Raw genomic sequence first — 19732 nt, 5'->3', positions numbered from 1 at the left:
TAAAATGAAAGCAAAAAAAATAATGTATGCCCCATCGGCAGTTGAACAGTTTACATACAAATTCAATACAGAAAATAATACCAATATTGAACATACTCATGAAATACTGGATGGTTCTCCTTTCGTAACCATAAACTTTAAAGAGACTCCGTTTCAATTAATCTTTGAATTTACTTTTGAACTGGGGAGAATCCAGAATCAATTAGCCAAAGCAAGAGAATTTTTTTTACCATTAGACTCATATCCTTTTCCTCCTGATGATGGCAAACAGATCGCCAACTTTCATCATACCAAACAAGAATTATTTGACGGAGAGGAAGAAAAAGCTTTACAGAAAGTTTTTGATATTGATTATAAAAAAACCAGCATAAAAGATTTTTATAACAACCCATTAAGAGCATTAAAAAAAGAAATAGATGAGGAGAGTTTTGACAAGGTAATTGAAGAAAGCAAATTTACGTTCATTAACAACTATAATGAAAAGTATATATCTGAAGAAGGATTAGAAGTTTATTATCTCATAAGAAATGAATTGATCTACCTGTTTTCCTATGGGGAATATTAGCCGGGAAGATATATGCTTTTTTTAGAAGGACTTTGGCATTACGAACCATGGGATAAAGAGGAATAAAAAAATCGTTACAAAAAATTAAATTTCAAACTATAAAAATTATGTATGAAGGAGAGAAAAGTTATCCGGATTTTGATCTGTTTATGAACCTGGAAAGTGATAAAAAAATACAGATTATAAGCGGATATTTTATATTTATCATATTAGACGAATTTATAGAAGACTACAATCCCGGTAATAAAGAAATATATTTACTTAAAAATATAGAAAACATCAGCATCAATCATGATACTGTTATATTTGAAGGTCAGTCGATGTTGATTGCAGAATAATTATTATAATACAGAAAATGGAAAACAGGTTCAATTTGTACAGTACGATGAAAAATAAAAATGATTACCCATCTGGTAATTTACCTGATTTTAATGAGACTGAAATCAAAGATCTGATCATGAATGACCTTAATCTGAATAATCTGATCTCTGTAAAGTCTAAATACAGCTTTGTTGAATTTAATAATATACTGCTTTATGCAGCCTATTTTGTTCAAACCTCATTTCAGGATTGCATCTTTCAAAAAGTTGATTTTACAAAATCTAACTTAAATGAAACTTCCTTTACATCCTGTGTCTTTATATCCTGCTCTTTTGCCCGTGCAGAAATCATTGGTGCACACGTCATCAACTGTACATTTAAGGAATGTAATTTTAATAGTATCATTTTTAGTGAAAATACCATCAGTAATACTCAGTTTGAAATCACAGACCAATCATATGCTGTAATTAATGATAATACTGAGACAGATGTAACCTGGGTATTTGAATAAAATGCGGAATACTGCACTCAACGAAACATTTCAAACTTTTAAATACGATAGTTTTAAATAGTAAACCATGAAAAACTACAGAAAAGAATTCAACTATATAATATACTATTCAGATAGTACCAACGAACAGGATGATCTGTATTTTTATACTGAAAGTTTTGGGCAGTATAAAATGAATGGTATCTTCAAATTAACTTTAGGCCTTCATTTTCCAGAAATTCTGTTCTTACCTAAAATAGAAAACATACATGAATCATGGCCTCCTTATGTAGATTATCGTATAATGCAATCAGCCCAAGACGTATATTTAGGTCTGCTTTATGAACAATCTTATATTGTTCTGCCAGATAAACAATGGGCAGGAACGGTGAAAATAATAGAAAAGGAAGTTAAAAACGTTAGAACTCAATCTGATTCAGATGCTCAATTTACTTATAAAAGCACCCTCTTTTTTATTACTGAAGAAGAATATGAAATCTACCGACAAGAAGCCGAAAAAATACATGAATTAAATGATTTAGAAGAATATAGAGAGTATGAAACGATCAGTAAAACCCGTACTGAAGATTTGGAAAAATACATGAAGGTGCCTGGGTTTATAAAAGAAAAAATACTCCCTTATTTTGATGATCGTGACTTATATGAGATTAGTAGAAAAAGAGACGAAGAAGGGAATATTATTTTTACTCAGACTATAGGCAATAAATAATATCATTATTCGTGAAAACATTGGCAAGAGAATCTGCTCATCTGCTCTCCGAAGTCTCCTGACTTCGGAGTCATTTAAAAAATTATTTTATGTATTGGCTCAAAGTCAAGAGACTTTGCCCAGCAGTTATTAAAAGAAACAACCTTGTAAAGAAAATTAGAAAGTTGAACAGTTATCAATTTAATGATATGAAAAGTATAGAACAAAGACTGGATGAAAATTATATTCCAGGCTGCATCAAACACAAAGATGAATATCAATTCTATCTCATGCCTATTGCATGGTGGATATTAAATTATGCAGAATACAGCCCCTCCATATTACAGGATATTTCCCGTCAAAATTTCAGAAATGGAGCATTCAATATAACCGATGATAAGATAGATCCGTTTTTTATATCTATTTCTGAAGATCAGATTTCAATACCAGAAGTAAAAAGCATGATTGAAAATTTCACAGAAGAATATTCTGCAATTACATTTTTTATAGATTTTGATAAAAAAATATTCATCAGTGCATTTGACTACATCGAAACAGAAACATATTTACCTGATGAAACATGGAATGGAAGATATGGAAATCCAACTGATTATATTCCTAAGAGTATCGTAGATCAAATCAGCTGATTTCAGACTCATATCAGTAAAACCTCTCTGCTTTCTAAAGTCGGGAGACTTTGCAGTGAATGATCTTGATCCATCAATGACATTTATATTCTTCTGTAAGATCAAAAATCTCCTTTTTCAGATTTCCATCATGGTTCGTCATGGTCTTTGTCTTAATAATGCACCACCCAATCAGCCTAAGCTCTATAGGTATTTTTATTCCTGATCAAAATCGGCAGGTTTTAAAACAACCTGTTTTATTTCGCGTTTATGATGGAAAAGTTAAATATAGAAATATATTTTTTACTTTATACAAGCTCTTTCTATAAAACTTTTATCCTTATTTCCTTTTTATATCATAAATTTATCTAACATTGCAAAAAAGACCCATGAAAAACTCAAAATCAATTATAGCAGCAGCTTTGATGCTGTTCTCTACAATGAGTGTTACTGCACAAAAAAAGATACAGAAACAGCTGCTTCCAGCCTGATAAAAATAGCAAGTATACCATTGATCCTAGAACAGGAGCCCCTATTCCAGGGAGAAATAATCAATAACTCCTTAATTTGAAAATATGATTTGCGCAATACACTATTTTAGCCATAATAAATATGAATTACCTAAATTCAAATTAAAATTATTATTCAATATTGAGGATTTAAATAATTCTATTTTTGATGAAGTTTTTAATATCCTTACTCCACAGCAGCAGGAACAGTATATCGCTTTTAAAGCCTCTGAACAAGCCATAACGTATAGAAAAGAACGGGATTTGAAACTCCCTTATGTAGACTTCAACAATTTACCGGAAGTCTTTGATGACAAATTATTAAAAAAGATTATTCTCTATCAAGAAGAGGGTGAAGTAGACGGAGCCATATATGATCTACTCTTAGAAGACCATAAAGGACAGATTGCACAATATAATGCAGATCCAAAACCCCATTTTATGGGTAATGTGGGAGAACCGGATACTGTCACAAGCTACATCATAAAATATGGGGTAAATCCCTATACCAGAAAACCGGAAACCATTGAAAGCTTTCATCAGAAGTATACCATTGATCCTAAAACAGGAGATCCTATTCCAAAAGAAAACAATCAATAATCCCACTCGTAAACTGATAAAAGATGATTAAAAAAGCTGAAATACCCCGACAAAAATTATTTGATGGTGATGAAGAAAAATGTTTAAAAGAAGTTTTTCAAATTAAAAATCAAATCATCACTTTAACTGATTTCTACAATAATCCACTAAGGGCATTACAAAAATCAATAGATGACGAAACCTTTTTTGCCGTTATTAAAGAAGGTAACTTTAACCTGATCAACAGTTTTAATGAAAAGTACCTATCTGAAGAGGGACTGGAAATTAGTTTTTTTTACAACAATGGGGCGATATTCCTGTTCTCCTATGGAGAATATCAGCCAGGAAGATACATCCTGTATTTAGAAGGAGTCTGGTATCATCAGACATTAGAATACAAATGAATAAAGAAGGATTACCTAAAAAATGATGAAATCCTGCATAAAAATATGTCACATGCAGATATATATCAATAGTCAGAAAACGAATTCCCATCAGATCGTTTACGATGAGTTTTATTAGAAGACACCTTCTTACAGGTGAAAATTTTGCATTGGAATTATTTGAAACTCTCACCGTATATCCTTCCTATGAAGATATTTTGGATGATATTACAATCAGTATGAAAGAAAAAATGGGCTTTCTTAATACTTTTTTTATATCACAAATCTTTAATGAATATTTGGGGAAGGTAAATAATACTGAAAGCAAACGATGGGTCATAAGAGAGGTACTATATTTCAATAAAAATGATGATCACCTTATCATAAAAGGTAATGTACGGAAAGTTTATTGACTATAATCTTCCCGCCTGCAAAACATCTATTCTGTAAACTTATACTCATACTTTCCAGGAATATTTCCGGAAAGGATTTCTTCTATGATGTCAATTTCATGATAATCTGCCTGGTAATAATCTGTGGTTTGTGTAGCTGCAATTACTTTAGTCCGTTTGTTTATTTCTGCAAACACTTTTTTTAACTCTTTCTCATAAGCCTTTTCAAAAACATTTTCCCTCACATAAAAAATAACGGCTTCTATATTTTTGTTATCAAAAGATCGAAAATCTACCGATATAAGATAACCAAGTTCTTGCTTATCTTCATCATATCCCCAATGCATTTCGTATTCATAACTTCCACCTGTAGGATTTCCTTTAAATTCCGTTAATATTTTTAAGGCATCTTCCAATGTTTCTGCTTCCACAGTTTTTGAGTCATCAAAATCACTCTCAGGATCTGTATCTTCAAAGTAAAATCTGGAATAGCCATAAGCGAGCGTGAAATTGTTTTCCCGCATCACTTCATCTACTATATTGACAATATCTTTAGTAAGTGTTTTTTCTATAACAAGAATGGTATTTGTTGTAAAGTGTGACATGGTTGTCGTGATTTATTATTAATTTACTTTATTCTAAAAGCTTTCGAAGAACAGACTTCCTATCCGCAAAATATTTATTCTGTAAACTTATACTCATACTTTGCAGGAATATTTCCGGAAAGGATTTCTTCTATGATGTCAATTTCATGATAATCTGCCTGGTAATAATCTGTGGTTTGTGTAGCTGCAATCACTTTAGTCCGTTTGTTTATTTCTGCAAACACTTTTTTTAACTCTTTCTCATAAGCCTTTTCAAAAATATCATCGCTCACATACAAAATAACCGCTTCAATATTTTTATTATCAAACGATAGAAAAGCCACAAGTATTTCATAGCCTAATTTTTGTCCATGCTCATTGTATCCCCAATGCATATTGTAACTATAACTTCCTCCTGTAGGATGTCCTTTAAATTCTTCAAACATTTTTAGAGCTTCTTCCAATGTTTCTATTAGTATTGTTTTGGAGTCGTCAACATCGCTCTCAGGGTCTGTATCTTCAAAATGAAAGAAAGAAGAACTATGAGCGAGCGTGAAATTATTTTCCAGCATCACTTCATCTACTATATTGACAATATCTTTGGTAAGTATTTTTTCTATGACAAGAATGGTATCTTTTGTAAAGTGTGACATGGTTGTAGTTATTTATTATTGACTTACTTTATTCAATAAGCTTTCGCAGGGCAATGGAATTTAAAAGTTCTGTGACTGCTTGTTTTATCTTCCAATTATTCAACATCTGAAATTGGTATCACTTCCAGTTCAAGCTGGGTTAACTTTTTCAGTTTCTCCAATCCTTTTATCTTCTTGATTTTATTATTGGCTTAATAAAGACTGGTCAATTGCTTTAGTTTCTTTACTCCTTTTATTTCCCTAATATAATTTTTAGATAAATAAAGTCTTTTTAATTTTTTTAGTTTTTTCAGCCCTTTTATCTCTGTAATTCCATTATTGGATACATTCAGAACTTCAAGTTTTGGAAAGTCATTCATATCTGGAATTGATCCTAGATAATGATTAGCGATGTTCAAACCAATCACTTCCCGATCTTCATTCAAAAGATATACATCTGAGTATCTTCTATTGCTAATGACTTCAATCAGATATTCTGTTTCTTTCAATTTAATCCCGTGTAATTTTTCAAATTTTATAATGCTTTTAGGCTTCTTCATAGTTTCAAATTCTTTAATGACACCCTGTAATACAAATGAGTGTGATAAAAAAATAGTATCCCTGAATTACCAGATTCTGCTGTCAATGGTAAAAGAATTATTCATTATATGTTCTTTTATTTTTTTAAAATTTTCTTCCATACTGATATAATTTCTAGAAGCATGACCTACATCTCCTACAATGTATTCATATTCTATCAATTGAGATATTTTCAATATAAGTTCTGTCTTCTTATCGGTACCATCAAATGCCAGATCTTTATCACTAAAAGAAATCACAAAACCATGAAGATATTGATCATCCCATGTCAAATAATTGATTCCTATTTGAAGTCTAAAATCAGGATGTCTATACGAAAGCAGTCCCAGCCCCTTCCACGAACAGATCAGATCCACTACCTGCTCATCCGTTGTTGATTCATCCAATTCTACATAATCCTTTTCTTCCTCGTTTCGGGTATCGTTAAACACTATTATTTCATCTTCATCTTTTTCCAACAAAACATCTATGGATTTTAATTTTTCATTAAAGTCCATTATAAATGATTTAGGATCTTTTTTTTCTTTTAACAGGATTAATGTTTCATCAAAATTGCTCATTTTTCCATCTCTTTTTTATACTCTATGATCACTACACAAAAAAATAACTTTTGCTGTTATTATTGTACAGGTCAAATTATTTCCTGATCGATAATCTTCATGATTTCCTTTGCTCTGGCTTCATCTATAAACTCACCCGGCGTTGGATCCGGATAGTAGCTATATGCACCCTTGTAAGAATGCCATTCTCCGTTATAGTATTCTTCGCCTTGTTGGCCTTTATTTTTATAGGTTACCACTCTTATTAAGGAGTAATCTTCCTTATTGTCTATAATATCTCTTTCAAAGTGATAAAATAAAACCGATTCTATGGTATCTTTCTCATTCATCTTTTAAGTAAATTTATTTTTTTGAAGGTTGGTATTTTAAGTGATTTTAATCCTTTTTTCCTATTTTTCCTGCTTCTTCCATATTGTATGTAATCCGGTTATCAAGGCTTATTAAAGAGATAAAAACATCCTTATATTCATTGAAAGTATTCCTGTCATAATGAACGAGTACCGGAAATAACTGACTGGCCTGATAATACCTTTCATTTTGTAAAGCGTTTTGTATAGCCTCTTCTATTTCTTTTAAAAGGGGTCTGCAGTTTTTCTTTAACAAAAAGTTTTTCAGATCAGATTCAAAGAATTGATCTCCATAACTATTTAAAAATTTTCTGATGTAAGGGTATAATTCCTGCTCGCTTTTACCATTTAAGGTTGCAATATGCAATGCATCAGCAATTACGTCGTACACATTATCTTCTCCATGAAGTCTATGAGGCTCAAACTCTTCTTTATCAGCCCATTTTTCATTGATGAACCGGTCAAGCGTTTCAAATCCTTCCGGTATAGGCCACGCAAGTAAAATAAGCATAGCCTGGTAGGCAATATATTGATAATCATGATGAAGAAGCCATTTTAATTCTTCTACCCTTTCAGGATCTTTTTTCTCAAGGAGCTGTACTTCTCTTAAGTCATATCCTTCTTCTCCTTCTGCATTATAGTAATACAGCAGCTTCTGGATTTCTTTATTCATTTAATTAAAATTTCATTGATTATTTCAATGTTTTTTTCTACGCTTTCAGCTTATTGAAGGTTATCCTCTCAATTTAAAATTTTTCACCTCCAGGTATCTTGAATGAGGTTCCTACGAAGGATAAAACCAACTCACAGTCTTCTTCATAAAGCCTGGTAGGGAATTCAGACCGTTGAAAGGCAGTATACTGTATGAAAGTATTGGTAATTCAATCAAGGTTGTTCAGGACTATTCATTCAAGTAAAAAAATCAGTCTGATTGAATGATGATAGTCTGCTCTCCCTATGGGTAACTTCCACATTTAAATTCTGAAGATTGATTTTCAGCAGTAAAAATACTGACGTCCTCCCAGACATCATATGAAATATAATAATTTTAATCGGTTATTAATTTTGATTTATTCAAAAGTATTGATTATTTTTTTCATGGTATATAATTTAAAATAAAAGAGTAACCTATTTTTGAAATGATAAGTTTTTTGAAAGAAAAAGCAAAAACTCTAATTTAAGTTTCGCTTTTTTATTATTCAAAATTTTTCAAATATTCAAAATTTTCTAAATCTTCAGTATACCCAACTTTTAATAAATCTTCTTTTATATTTTTTAGAAATTTATGCCACTCAGATATAAAGACATCAGTAGTAACGGTTATCGGAAAATTAACCTCTCTCACATGTTCTACGAATAAATCTGTTTCTCTATGTTTCAGTCCGGCAGAAAACCATGTAGGAGTAATCGTAATTGAATTTTCTTCTTTTTTGAAATTCCAATATACGGTAAAACCACTGCTTAAAAAACTCGTTAGAAATTCACTATTATTTTCATTCAAACATTTAAGCATACGTATAATGTCATTGTACATACCTGCTATATCTCCTCTTTTATCTAAATGAATAAGGTAATTCCCAAAAGTTATAATTACATTTTCGTCATCATTAGGGTATATGGACCAAATTGCTTCACTTACTGAAATATCTTCTATGTCTATTTTACCTAATTTTTTTGTTACTTTAAATTCTATTTTGAACATCGTATTATAATTTTATAATATTTCCTCCGTTGTAGGTCATTTCAGCATTCAGAACGCCTGTATTAAGGCACTTTTCGCAGTATTTCACAATGGCATCATCTTCTTCACGCCAATCTACCCAAAAGATCTGTTGATTATTAAGTGCATTCAGGTCTTCAAAGTTTTCTGTTTTCGATGTATTTCTTTAGTGTATCTATTTTGTTCATTCTATGATTTTTAATAATTAAATATACAATTTATAAAAATGTCAGGATGTATAAAAATAGCGCCACTTACAAATAAGTGACGCTATGTTAAAAGATTTCAAACGTAAAGAAATCTTAGCTGTTACATTAAAGCTTAATGCCTATCGCTTGATAACTTTTACTGTTTTTACAAAGTCATTTACGGCATTTATCTTAACTAAATAAACTCCTGATACGAATCCGGAAGCATCAATTGTTCCTTTCGTATCATTAATTGCTTTTGTAAGTATCAACTGTCCTGCAGCATTGTAAACCGTTACAAAAAGAATCTTCTGATCATAAGAGACCGTCAGGATATCCTGTACCGGGTTAGGATAGACTTTCAGCTGATCTGCTTTTGTTGGAGCTTCCTGAACGGCTAAAGTACTTGTAGGACAACCAATAGGCACAAAAATTGGTTTTTGAATATTAGTACCATCTCCTAGCTGACCATGGTTATTAAGGCCACAGCCTGATAAAAATCCATTGGTATCTATTACAAGCCTATTATACATGTTGGCTGAAACATTTTTTCTATTGGTAGCTGTTCCTATCTGAGTTGGAGCCCATCTATCCTCTTTAGTTCCATCACCTAATTGGCCATTCTGGTTATTACCCCAAGCCCATAGTGTTCCGTTTGTTTTGATTCCTACTGAAGAATGGTAACGGTTAGCTTTAATACTCTTCCAATCTGTTGCAGTACCAATTTGTATTGGAGTAATTTTCGAAGCTGCAGTACCATCTCCTAATTGTCCAAAAATATTATTACCCCAGGCCCAAAAAGTACCATCTGTTTTTACCGCTACCGTATGGCTAAGACCACCCTCAACATTTTTCCAATTCGTATCGGTGCCTATCTGAATTGGTGCCTTTTTATTGATTTTAGTTCCATCTCCCAGTTCTCCTTCATTATTTTTCCCCCAGCTCCATAATGTTCCATTTGTTTTAATAGCAAGAGAATGAGATGAACCGGTAGCAACAATTTGCCAATCATTTTCTGTTCCGATTTGGATAGGTATGTCTTTCTTTATAAGGGTACCATCACCTAATTGGCCATAATAGTTATACCCCCATGCCCATAGTGTTCCATTTGATTTTATGGCAAGTACATAATCATCTCCTGCAGCAATATTTACCCAATCTGTAGCTGTTCCTACTTGTGTTGGAATATTTTTATTAACATTCGTTCCATCACCTAATTGGCCATAGTAGTTGTCTCCCCATGTCCATAGTGTTCCGTCTGCTTTAATTGCTACTGAATAATAGTTTCCTGTCCATATTTTCGCCCAATCATTTGAAACTCCGATTTGGATTGGAGTATTTTTATTAGTGGTCGTTCCATCTCCGAGCTGTCCATAATTATTATTACCCCATGCCCATAGCGTTCCGTCTGTTTTGATCCCTACTGAATGATAACCACCAGTAACTACATTTTCCCAACAGCCTGTTGCAGAAGTAGGAAGTGTAGTAAAAGAACCACCCTGGATCCAATTAACCTGGCTGTATCCACAACTAGATGCCACCCACCAATAGTAAGTGGTATTAGGTAGTAAATTGGTTAGATTGGCTGTCGTATTAGAAGTATTTCCCTCTATTCCCCCAACAACTGGGTTTGTACTATAAAGATATGAATAGCCACCACTAGGAATAGGACCTTCTCCCATCCAGCTAAGGGTAGCTGTTGTAGAAGTGATATTAGAAGACTGCAATTGGCCTGGAGGGTTGCAAGTTATAGGACAAGCAACAGGAATAAAAATCTTCCTGTCAATCAATGTACCATCTCCTAGCTGACCAAAGAAATTGGCTCCACAGGCTGATAAAAGTCCATCATTACTTAGAATAAGTCGATTCAGTCTCTTTGCTGAAATGATCTTTCTGTCAGTACCTGTTCCTATTTGAGTTGGGCTCCATTTATCAACTTTAGTTCCATCACCTAATTGTCCATAATAATTACCGCCCCATGCCCAGAAGGTACCATTTGTTTTAATTCCCGCTGAGGATTCGGATTTGTCTGCAGTAACAGTCTTCCAATCAGTAGCCGTTCCTATTTGGATTGGAGTATTTCTACTGGTAGTAGTTCCATCTCCCAATTGGCCACTATCATTCAGTCCCCATGCCCATAGTGTTCCATTTGTTTTTAATGCAACAGTATGACGCCATCCTCCGCCAGCACTTTTCCAATCAGTTGCAGTACCTATTTGTACCGGAGTATTTCTATTGGTAGTAGTTCCATCTCCCAGCTGGCTTTTATCATTAAGTCCCCAAGTCCACAATGTTCCATCTGTTTTGATTGCAATATTATGATACTGTCCACTAACAACACTCTGCCAGTTATTGTCTGTTCCAATTTGTGTTGGGATTATTTTTTGAACGGTAGTTCCATCTCCCAGCTGACCATCACTATTATTCCCCCAGGCCCAAAGGGTACCGTTAGACTTTAAAGCTACTGTATGAACAAAACCACCTGTGACACTTACCCAGTCTGTTTCAGTTCCTATTTGCGTTGGAACAATTTTACTAATTTTAGTGCCATCACCAAATTCACCTTGTGAATTTGTTCCCCAAGCCCAAAGAGTTCCGTTTGATTTTATGGCGAATGTTGTGTTTTCTCCAGTACCAATAATTGCCCAGTCTTTGTCTGCGCCAATTTGGTTTGGAGTAGCTCTATCGGTTCTGGTTCCATCTCCTAGCTGTCCAGAATTGTTACCTCCCCAAGTCCACAATGTTCCATCCGTCTTGATGCCTATTGAATGAATATCTCCTGCTACCACTGTTTTCCAGCATCCTGTAGAGGTTGCAGGAAGTGTGGTAAAGGATCCTCCGGATATCCAACTCCCTTTATTGGATCCGCAATGAGATGCCACCCACCAATAATAAGTGGTATTAGGTAATAAATTAGATAAATTAACCGTCGAAGAAGAAGTAGTGGATCCATCTATACCTCCAACAATTGGATTCGTACTATAAAAATACAAATACCCTCCATTGGGAGCTGGCGTTGATCCTACCCAGTTAATAGTAGCCGCTGAAGAAGTAATGTTGGTTGTTGAAAATTGTGTTGGAGGAGCACAGTTTGAAGGACACTCAATAGAAGTAAAGGTACTTTTATGAGCAATTGTTCCGTCTCCTAATTCTCCCGAAGCATTTCGCCCACAAACTCTTAAAGCACCACTTGTATTTGTCTCAAGAATATGGAAAGATCCTGCAGAAATCAATTTACTAGCAGACAAAGAACCTACCTGTGCAGGTGATTTAGATCCTGAACTTTGTCCTAATACGCCATATGCAGTTGATCCCCAACTCCAAAGAGTACCATCTGTTTTATTTGCAAAAGTAAAATTACCTCCAGCAGATATATTATGCCAGTTGGACGCCGTTCCGATTTGTGTAGGAGTATCTTTATAAACATTGGTCCCATCACCTACCTGTCCAGAATCATTCTGGCCCCATGCCCAAAGGGTACCGTCTGTTTTAAGTGCTACAGAATGCAGACTCCCAACATCTATACTTTGCCAATTCGTATCTGCCCCAATTTGTGTGGGTATATATTTGCCAGTTGTAGTTCCATCACCTAGTTGGCCAGTAGTATTATATCCCCATGCCCAAAGCGTGCCATTTGTTTTAATGGCAAGAGTATGTGATAAACCTGTTTGTATGCTTTGCCAATTCGTTGCTGTTCCTATTTGTGTAGGTACAGTTTTATTTGAGATTGTTCCATCTCCCAACTGCCCGTAATAATTCTGTCCCCAGCCCCAAAGGGTACCATCTGTTTTGATCGCAATTGAGGAATAAACTCCAGCACTAACACTTTGCCAGTTTGTTCCTGTTCCTATTTGAGTTGGAGTAAATCTATTCATTTTAGTTCCATCCCCTAATTGGCCATACTCATTTTTACCCCATACCCATAAAGTTCCATCTGCTTTGATCGCTAAGGTATAAGAACCTCCAGCAGCTACTTTCAGCCAATTATTGGCAGTTCCTATTTGAACAGGAACGTTTGTTGAAATTGTAGTTCCATCTCCCAATTGTCCATACTGATTACTACCCCAAGCCCATAGTGTTCCATCACTTTTTATTCCTACAGAATGCTCACCTCCTGCACTCAGACTTTGCCAGCAACCTGTAGGTATTGGAGTTTCTACATTAATAACATTTTTAAAGGCAGGCCCCCAAACACCTGCATTGTCTTTAATACGGATATTAAACACATGCAGGCCACTAGATGGCAAAGTAATTCCTGTTTTGATCAGTTGCTCATAAGTACTGTCAAAATTCCCATCAGCAGCTAATACTGGTGTACCGTTTCCTGCTCCAGGATCATTGTCCCAAAAATATTCAGCCTGAGAAAGAGCTATGATATTTGATGTTACAGGTTGCTGAACATTAATAACATTGGTAAAAACAGGTCCCCAAACCCCAGCATTGTCTTTGATACGGACAGAGAACTTGTGTAATCCGTTGCCTGGTGTAACGATGTCTGTCTTGATTAGTTGTTCGAAAACACTATTGAAGTTCCCATCTGCAGCTAATACCAGTGTACCGTTTCCTGCTCCAGGATCATTGTCCCAAAAATACTCAGCCTGAGAAATCGCTATGATATTTGATATTACAGGTTGCTGAACATTAATAACATTGGTAAAAACGGGTCCCCAAGTACCTGTATTGTCTTTTATACGGACAGAGAATTTATGCAAGCCGTTACCTGGCGTAACAATATCTGTCTTGATCAGTTGTTCGAAAACACTGTTGAAGCTCCCGTCAGCAGCCAATACCTGAGTACCGTTTCCTGTTCCCGGATCGGTATCCCAAAAATATTCGGCCTGGCTTACGTATACTTGTGCCGGGCACAGTATGACCATAAGCAAAGCGATTATACTATAGATATAATTCTTCATATTTTGTTATATCATTAGTAATTATTTAGAAAAACCTGATCCGTTGATATTCAAAGTACCTCCTGAAATAGTTCTTGGAGTGGCCAAATAATTTACCTGAGGTTTATTACCAACATTTGCAGGCCAATAATTAGCCCAGCTGTTAGAACCTCCATAATGTCCTGCATCATTCCTGGTTAGGTCTAAATCTGTATATTTTACATCAGGATTTCCTGCATTTACATTCATACCTGTTACAGTATAGGTTGTATTGTTAAAATTCATATTAACAGATCCTGAATTGTTATTTTGAGTAATATTACCCTGAGTTACAAATGGATTGGTAAATACATTGTAACTGGCTGTTACATTAATATTATTACTGTTGTTTTGAATACAGGCATTGGTTTGGCCTACCACAAAAGAAACAGCATTATTCATAATAGCAATATCTCCTGTGATTGTATTATTATTATAACTGATATAAAAAGGAGCCAAATCACCAGCACTTGTATCATAGATTGTATTATTAATGATTTCATTAGAACCTCCTGTTTTAATAGCATGAACAGCTATACGTGCGCAAAAATTATTGTGAAATTTAAAATTATAAGTAGATTGTGTATGGGTTAACACATTCTCGACGATATTTCCGTAGACCTCAACATCCGATGAAGCTATAGAAGTGTCTTGGGTGTTAGAGCGGACACTAATAAATTGAGCTTTGTTAGCTGTAGCTATTCCATGGGAAAAGGTAAGAATTCCCCCAACAATACAACCTGAAATGTTTGTGGTAACATTGGATTGATGAGCATATACATTATTCAAATCACAGTTTAAAAGATTGAGGGTAGTTCTTCCTCCAGATGATGGTCCGTTAACCGTTACATCATTGATTGTATAGTTCCCTGAAGTCAAATTGCTGATTGTTATCACTCTTCCTGCAGCCGGATTGATGGTAATGGTTCCCTGAATAAAATATTTGTTATAATTCGTCTCGGAAACAAAGGTTAACGATTTGTTGATGGTCAGGTTTTCTACGTAAGCCGTTCCATTTGTTTTGGGCTGAATGATGATTCTGTCTCCATCTGAAGCTGCAGTGATCGCTGCACCTACCGTAGAATAAGCTCCACCAGTTCCGCCATTTCTAACATATAAATCGGCTGCAAAAGCCATAGTGCTTGATAAGCCTGCGAAGGCAATGATTAGTAGTTTTTTTGTCATAATAGTATAAAAATTAGTTGGTTTAATATTAAATTATAGTCTTTGTTTTTTTAACATTTCTTTAGAGCAAAGCACCAGCAATTTTCAGTTTGTCATTTGCTAAGCATAAAGATTAATGCATAAGAGTTTTAATCAATGAATAAGCATTGATTTTGATAGTTTTTTCGTTGAGTAAATAGTAATACATCATAAATGACATAAGGTTCCTCCAATCATTGATATGACTTGTTGCTTTTGGGGAAACTCTGAGGATTCAATATTGCTTTAGATCACTGGAAAACAATTAGTTTGATGTATTGATAAAAATAAATACAGTGTAGTATAGTTCATTCATGGTATAATTAGTTTTCAGGTTTAGTTTTTAGTTTTTTCAGAAAACAACATTATCATTTACAATAATTTTATGTTGTTGACTGCAAAAGTATATTTTTATTATGGATCATGAAATAGATAATGAAAAAATTAATAATAATTCACTATGAATATAACATAACCGCTATTTATCAAGATTTCCTATGTCCTGTTTGTTTCTGTTTTTGTAGTGATCTGTTTTTGGTTGTAGCAGATATACATAAAAAAAGAGCAGACATCTGAGATGCCTGCCCTTTTTTATGTTTAGATTGTATTGATTCAGAGCTAATTTATGTACTCCTTAATTCACCTATTTCTTTTACCAGTTTCGGGTACATCTTTTGGAGATCAACACCATTCTTCGGTTCACGGTTCATATTGCGATTCATGCTGTCATAATGATTTTCCGGATAAAGCTCGTCAACGGTGTCTCTTATTTCTGATTCATCTTCATTGTCATGGTTTTCTGAATATGCCTCATCAGATACATATAATAACCCTTCTGCCCAACAATCCCCAATATTAAAGCTATATTTCCCGCTGACAAATGCCTGTATATCTTGCTTAATATCTTGAAAAAACTCTTTTCCTTTTAGTAGTAGCCAACAACGGAAATAAATGAATCCGTCATCAGAAAGATATCCGTCAAAAATATAGTTTCCATTTTCAGTTTTGAAATCAGATTCAAGGATGATGGAAAGTTCAGCAATTTCAGCAGTATAAAGTTCACTCAGTTTTTCCTGAAGGGTCTTTTCAAAAAGGATCAGTCTTTCTTTTCCGAATCTGGAAAGATAGACTGTTAAATTCTCCAGATGTTCATCTATATCATATTCGCTCCAGTGGGCTTTTTTGTATTTATTGGATTTTTCGATGGCTTCCCAGAAATAAATATCTGCTTTTTCAGTTTCGGAAAGTTCTGTTTTCTGCGGGATTTTATCATTTTCAAGGATTTCGGTGTATCCTTTTTTGATTTTCTGTCCAATCAGTTTTTCAGACTCTTTGGTACACTCTACTTCATCTTCAAATTCTTTAATGGTTTCTCGGCCCTGGGTTCCCGTTTTTCCAAACACTATTTTCTGTGTTTTCCCCCAATATTCGATATTCCAAAACTTATCAGAGACTCCATTTTGATTGATAAAATTCCTTTTCATAAAGCATATACAATGTGATTGATCTATTTAAAAGGTTAAACTACGAAAAAAACAAAGAATCTGGCTATTTTAGGCCGCTTTAGTTTCCTCATGATATTGTGGTCTTCCTGATTTAGGCAGAGTGATTTATTTTGTTTCTTTTTTATCTTCCAGATATCTCTTGTAATGAGTTTCATCCAAAACAACCTGTATTTCCTCAAATGCTTTATACTTATGCTCTTCTGGTAACAGATCATAGATATCTTCATAATAAACTACTTCATTTCCGAATAGGATTCCCTGTTCGGAAAAATTTTCATATCCCAGCTTTTCAAAATCAAAATCGGTGGCACCATACTCAAAACACAGTATGATAAAATCTCTCAAAAAACTATTGAATCTTGGGGTATTTAAATACGCTGTTTCTGAATTATCTACACCGAAATTTGCGTTTCTATTTGATAATACTTCAAAAAAAGTATCTGCCTCAAATGTGATATAAAAATAATTTTTAAAGAATAATAAGGTAACCGGCTCTGCATAAGTACTATCGTCATTGTTACATACAACATCATGATAGGTTATTAACAGATCTGCATTTACAATTTCTTCTAATTGGATGATTGAATCTCTTTGAGTGTATATATGGGAATGATATAATAGTTTTTTGTTATGCGCATAAAGCTTATTAATTCTGAAAACGGCCCAATCCTCAGTATATATAGTTTGGTCTGTTCTGATAAGCTTTAATACATCTTCCCTAAGACAATCGCTCACTTTAATATTATGGGGCAATAAAATACCATATTTATTAGCCAACAGAACATATTGACATATAAAATCTGCCTCATTTTCTTCCAAATATCGTTTGGCTTTTTCGGTGTCCCAATTTATAGTATAAGTAGAAACATCAAAATCCATTTCTTTCCAATACTCGCTTGTATTATTTATTTTATGATCACTCATCGTAAATAGTATCTGCGGTTATCCTTTCGTCTATCTTTAGTTAGTTTGAAAATTCCAATATTTTCACTTTGCTTTATATTTCTCAATAAGATCAAAAATCTGTTTTTTAAGGTCCTCATCTATATCTTTCGGAATATTTTCAATGGTTAAATAACCTTCTCCATCATTTACAAAAGGGTCAGCTTTGTATTGCAACAGTAGTTCTATCATTTCTAAATTTCCATAATGAAAGGCCAATCCCAAAGGTGTTTTTGCATGAAAGGTTCCCGATCGATTAATAAAATCATTATTTGAATAAGGCAATATTAATTTTATGAGCTCCAGATTGTTATCTAAAGCAGCCCTTGTTAAAGGTGTATCTCTCTCTTCCCCAACAAGATGTACATTTGCTCCATTTTCCAAAAGCAACTTCAGTACTTTTAGACTTTTTAAAGAAATTGCCTGAAAAACAGGAGCGTTGTATGCTTCATAACAGTAATTTACGTCAGCTCCATTTTCAATTAAAAATTCTAACATCTGCAGATATGTATTCTCTCCATCCTCGACTCCTTCGTATTCCTCGTCTTCAATTTCATCTATGATATAATTGATAAGGCTCTCATTAGAAACTGGGTGTTCAATGATGGTTTTCGCATCACCTCCATTATGTATCCATTTTTTTAAAGCTTCAATATCTTTATTTAATATTATGTTTATGATTTCATCATGATTTGCCATAGCTTTTGTTTTTTTAATTCTTATTAAATTAACCTCTTTTAAATATCATGTTTTAATATTCCCATCTTTATCCACATCATAATAGTTTTCCCAGATATGTTCCCTGGAATTGATAATTTGGGTCTTACATTCTTTTTCCAGTTTCCTTATAAAGTCTGTCATGATTCTGGTTTCTGTTTTTAATATGAAAATTTCGCAGAGTTACCTGCTTCAGATCCATACTTAAAGTTGCGGGCTAATTTATCATTAAAAAAATAAAAGCCATTTGATTACTTTATAAAAGATTTCCATCCTAAAATATTTTAATTCTCTTTTAATTTCAATATTATATTTTGATCTTTAAAATCTAATAATTCCTTATTAAAAATGCCATTATAAGAAAAAGATCTGTTTTTGGTTTCAATATCACCAGATTTAATGAGTGGTTGATTTTCATTCTCAAATTCAATCGTATCAAAATAAACATCATTAATAAAAATATCCCATTTTGATTTACCAATAATAAAATGATTAATATCTTCCGACTCACCAGTGAAAAATGTTTTATCAAAAGACATATTAAAAATGCCATTTAATTTTAAAATTTCTGTCCTCATTTATTTATATTTTTTAACCTATTTGAAAGGCATGACCATCATCCGGATACCATTTAAAAATATAATAAGTAATCATCGTAGTCTAAGATAATTTTATTAAACAGGGAATAGATTCTGCTTCACGCATATCCTGCCTGGTTTCCGGGTCTACACATTTACCTATCATTGTTTTTCTATTTTACATCATGAGAGTTCAAAGAGTATGAAAAATAAGCATCGCCATCTTCATCAAGAATAAAAAATGTAACGATGTTATTTTGGAAATAAACCATACCAGGCATATTTGAATGTAAATAATTCTGTTCTCCCTCCGGATGTATGAATTCATTATTTTCATATTTAAAATTTACATACATAGCCGAAGAATAGTTCAGCATAGAAGGTAATATTTTATTATGTTGCAGTTTATTAAAAGTAACTTCAGAGATAACAGTATAATCGCATCTGGTTAATTCTGTATAAGGAAATTCCTCTTCTGCAAAAAATGGAAGTTCGTCGTCTATAAGTTCTTTTATTAATGCGCTAACTGTCTCTAAAGAATGATTTCCCAACAAATATTGATCAATCAATGCCTGTGTATTATTGTAATAAAATCCTGATTTAGATTTATTTAAATCTATTTGTGTTATCCCTATGGCCATTTTAGTTTTA

22 protein-coding genes are annotated in these 19732 nt (G+C 33.5%); 8 read left to right on the top strand and 14 right to left on the bottom strand.

Annotated features, from left to right (window positions below):
• The first annotated feature begins 4 nt into the window (after nt 1-4).
• The 8 genes from DRF65_RS10405 to DRF65_RS10370 all read left to right on the top strand — a co-directional run bounded on the left by DRF65_RS10405 (nt 5) and on the right by DRF65_RS10370 (nt 4595).
• The gene (locus tag DRF65_RS10405; protein WP_115970691.1) at nt 5-565 is read left to right on the top strand and encodes a hypothetical protein; all 561 of its coding nucleotides are present in this window, start codon (nt 5-7) and stop codon (nt 563-565) included.
• A gap of 107 nt (nt 566-672) precedes the next feature.
• Complete coding sequence (locus tag DRF65_RS10400) at nt 673-903, top strand: hypothetical protein (RefSeq protein WP_115970690.1); 231 nt, start codon at nt 673-675, stop codon at nt 901-903.
• A gap of 17 nt (nt 904-920) precedes the next feature.
• A complete protein-coding gene (locus DRF65_RS10395; protein WP_115970689.1) occupies nt 921-1397 on the top strand; it encodes a pentapeptide repeat-containing protein in 477 nt (158 codons plus the stop codon).
• Between the two features lie 67 nt (nt 1398-1464).
• The gene (locus DRF65_RS10390; protein ID WP_115970688.1) at nt 1465-2106 is read left to right on the top strand and encodes a hypothetical protein; all 642 of its coding nucleotides are present in this window, start codon (nt 1465-1467) and stop codon (nt 2104-2106) included.
• A 188-nt stretch (nt 2107-2294) separates the two neighbouring features.
• A complete protein-coding gene (locus DRF65_RS10385; RefSeq protein ID WP_123947317.1) occupies nt 2295-2732 on the top strand; it encodes a hypothetical protein in 438 nt (145 codons plus the stop codon).
• 554 nt (nt 2733-3286) lie between these two features.
• The gene (locus DRF65_RS10380) at nt 3287-3820 is read left to right on the top strand and encodes a hypothetical protein (protein WP_115970686.1); all 534 of its coding nucleotides are present in this window, start codon (nt 3287-3289) and stop codon (nt 3818-3820) included.
• 23 nt (nt 3821-3843) lie between these two features.
• Nucleotides 3844-4203, top strand: a complete 360-nt coding sequence (locus tag DRF65_RS10375) for a hypothetical protein (RefSeq protein ID WP_115970685.1) — start codon at nt 3844-3846, stop codon at nt 4201-4203.
• 104 nt (nt 4204-4307) lie between these two features.
• Nucleotides 4308-4595 (top strand): hypothetical protein, encoded by a 288-nt coding sequence (locus DRF65_RS10370; RefSeq protein ID WP_115970684.1) that lies wholly within the window; start codon nt 4308-4310, stop codon nt 4593-4595.
• Between the two features lie 26 nt (nt 4596-4621).
• Here DRF65_RS10370 and DRF65_RS10365 read toward each other — a convergent pair whose 3' ends face one another.
• The 14 genes from DRF65_RS10365 to DRF65_RS10300 form a co-directional block, all read right to left on the bottom strand.
• On the bottom strand, nt 4622-5179 hold the full coding sequence (locus DRF65_RS10365) for a hypothetical protein (protein ID WP_115970683.1): 558 nt from the start codon (nt 5177-5179) through the stop codon (nt 4622-4624).
• Nucleotides 5180-5253: 74 nt separating this feature from the next.
• Nucleotides 5254-5811, bottom strand: a complete 558-nt coding sequence (locus DRF65_RS10360; protein WP_115970682.1) for a hypothetical protein — start codon at nt 5809-5811, stop codon at nt 5254-5256.
• Between the two features lie 191 nt (nt 5812-6002).
• Nucleotides 6003-6350: a leucine-rich repeat domain-containing protein gene (locus DRF65_RS10355; protein WP_115970681.1), complete on the bottom strand. Its 348-nt coding sequence runs from the start codon at nt 6348-6350 to the stop codon at nt 6003-6005.
• Nucleotides 6351-6416: 66 nt separating this feature from the next.
• Complete coding sequence (locus tag DRF65_RS10350; protein WP_115970680.1) at nt 6417-6950, bottom strand: hypothetical protein; 534 nt, start codon at nt 6948-6950, stop codon at nt 6417-6419.
• A gap of 71 nt (nt 6951-7021) precedes the next feature.
• Nucleotides 7022-7279, bottom strand: a complete 258-nt coding sequence (locus DRF65_RS10345; RefSeq protein WP_115970679.1) for a hypothetical protein — start codon at nt 7277-7279, stop codon at nt 7022-7024.
• Nucleotides 7280-7325: 46 nt separating this feature from the next.
• Nucleotides 7326-7970, bottom strand: a complete 645-nt coding sequence (locus DRF65_RS10340; RefSeq protein ID WP_115970678.1) for a hypothetical protein — start codon at nt 7968-7970, stop codon at nt 7326-7328.
• 522 nt (nt 7971-8492) lie between these two features.
• Nucleotides 8493-8999 (bottom strand): hypothetical protein, encoded by a 507-nt coding sequence (locus DRF65_RS10335; RefSeq protein ID WP_115970677.1) that lies wholly within the window; start codon nt 8997-8999, stop codon nt 8493-8495.
• A gap of 346 nt (nt 9000-9345) precedes the next feature.
• Nucleotides 9346-14118, bottom strand: a complete 4773-nt coding sequence (locus tag DRF65_RS10330; RefSeq protein ID WP_115970676.1) for an RCC1 domain-containing protein — start codon at nt 14116-14118, stop codon at nt 9346-9348.
• A gap of 21 nt (nt 14119-14139) precedes the next feature.
• Nucleotides 14140-15321: a right-handed parallel beta-helix repeat-containing protein gene (locus tag DRF65_RS10325; RefSeq protein ID WP_123947316.1), complete on the bottom strand. Its 1182-nt coding sequence runs from the start codon at nt 15319-15321 to the stop codon at nt 14140-14142.
• Between the two features lie 641 nt (nt 15322-15962).
• Complete coding sequence (locus DRF65_RS10320; protein WP_115970674.1) at nt 15963-16823, bottom strand: DUF4240 domain-containing protein; 861 nt, start codon at nt 16821-16823, stop codon at nt 15963-15965.
• A gap of 126 nt (nt 16824-16949) precedes the next feature.
• On the bottom strand, nt 16950-17768 hold the full coding sequence (locus DRF65_RS10315; protein ID WP_115970673.1) for a hypothetical protein: 819 nt from the start codon (nt 17766-17768) through the stop codon (nt 16950-16952).
• Nucleotides 17769-17831: 63 nt separating this feature from the next.
• Nucleotides 17832-18485, bottom strand: coding sequence for an ankyrin repeat domain-containing protein (locus tag DRF65_RS10310; RefSeq protein WP_115970672.1), 654 nt, complete (start codon nt 18483-18485; stop codon nt 17832-17834).
• A gap of 302 nt (nt 18486-18787) precedes the next feature.
• On the bottom strand, nt 18788-19081 hold the full coding sequence (locus DRF65_RS10305) for a hypothetical protein (RefSeq protein WP_123947315.1): 294 nt from the start codon (nt 19079-19081) through the stop codon (nt 18788-18790).
• A gap of 173 nt (nt 19082-19254) precedes the next feature.
• Nucleotides 19255-19722 (bottom strand): hypothetical protein, encoded by a 468-nt coding sequence (locus DRF65_RS10300; protein WP_115970670.1) that lies wholly within the window; start codon nt 19720-19722, stop codon nt 19255-19257.
• Nucleotides 19723-19732 lie beyond the last annotated feature (10 nt).

Origin of the sequence: Chryseobacterium pennae (assembly GCF_003385515.1) — a bacterium.
GTDB lineage: Bacteria > Bacteroidota > Bacteroidia > Flavobacteriales > Weeksellaceae > Chryseobacterium > Chryseobacterium pennae.
This window is presented reverse-complemented; position numbering and strand designations above follow the sequence as displayed.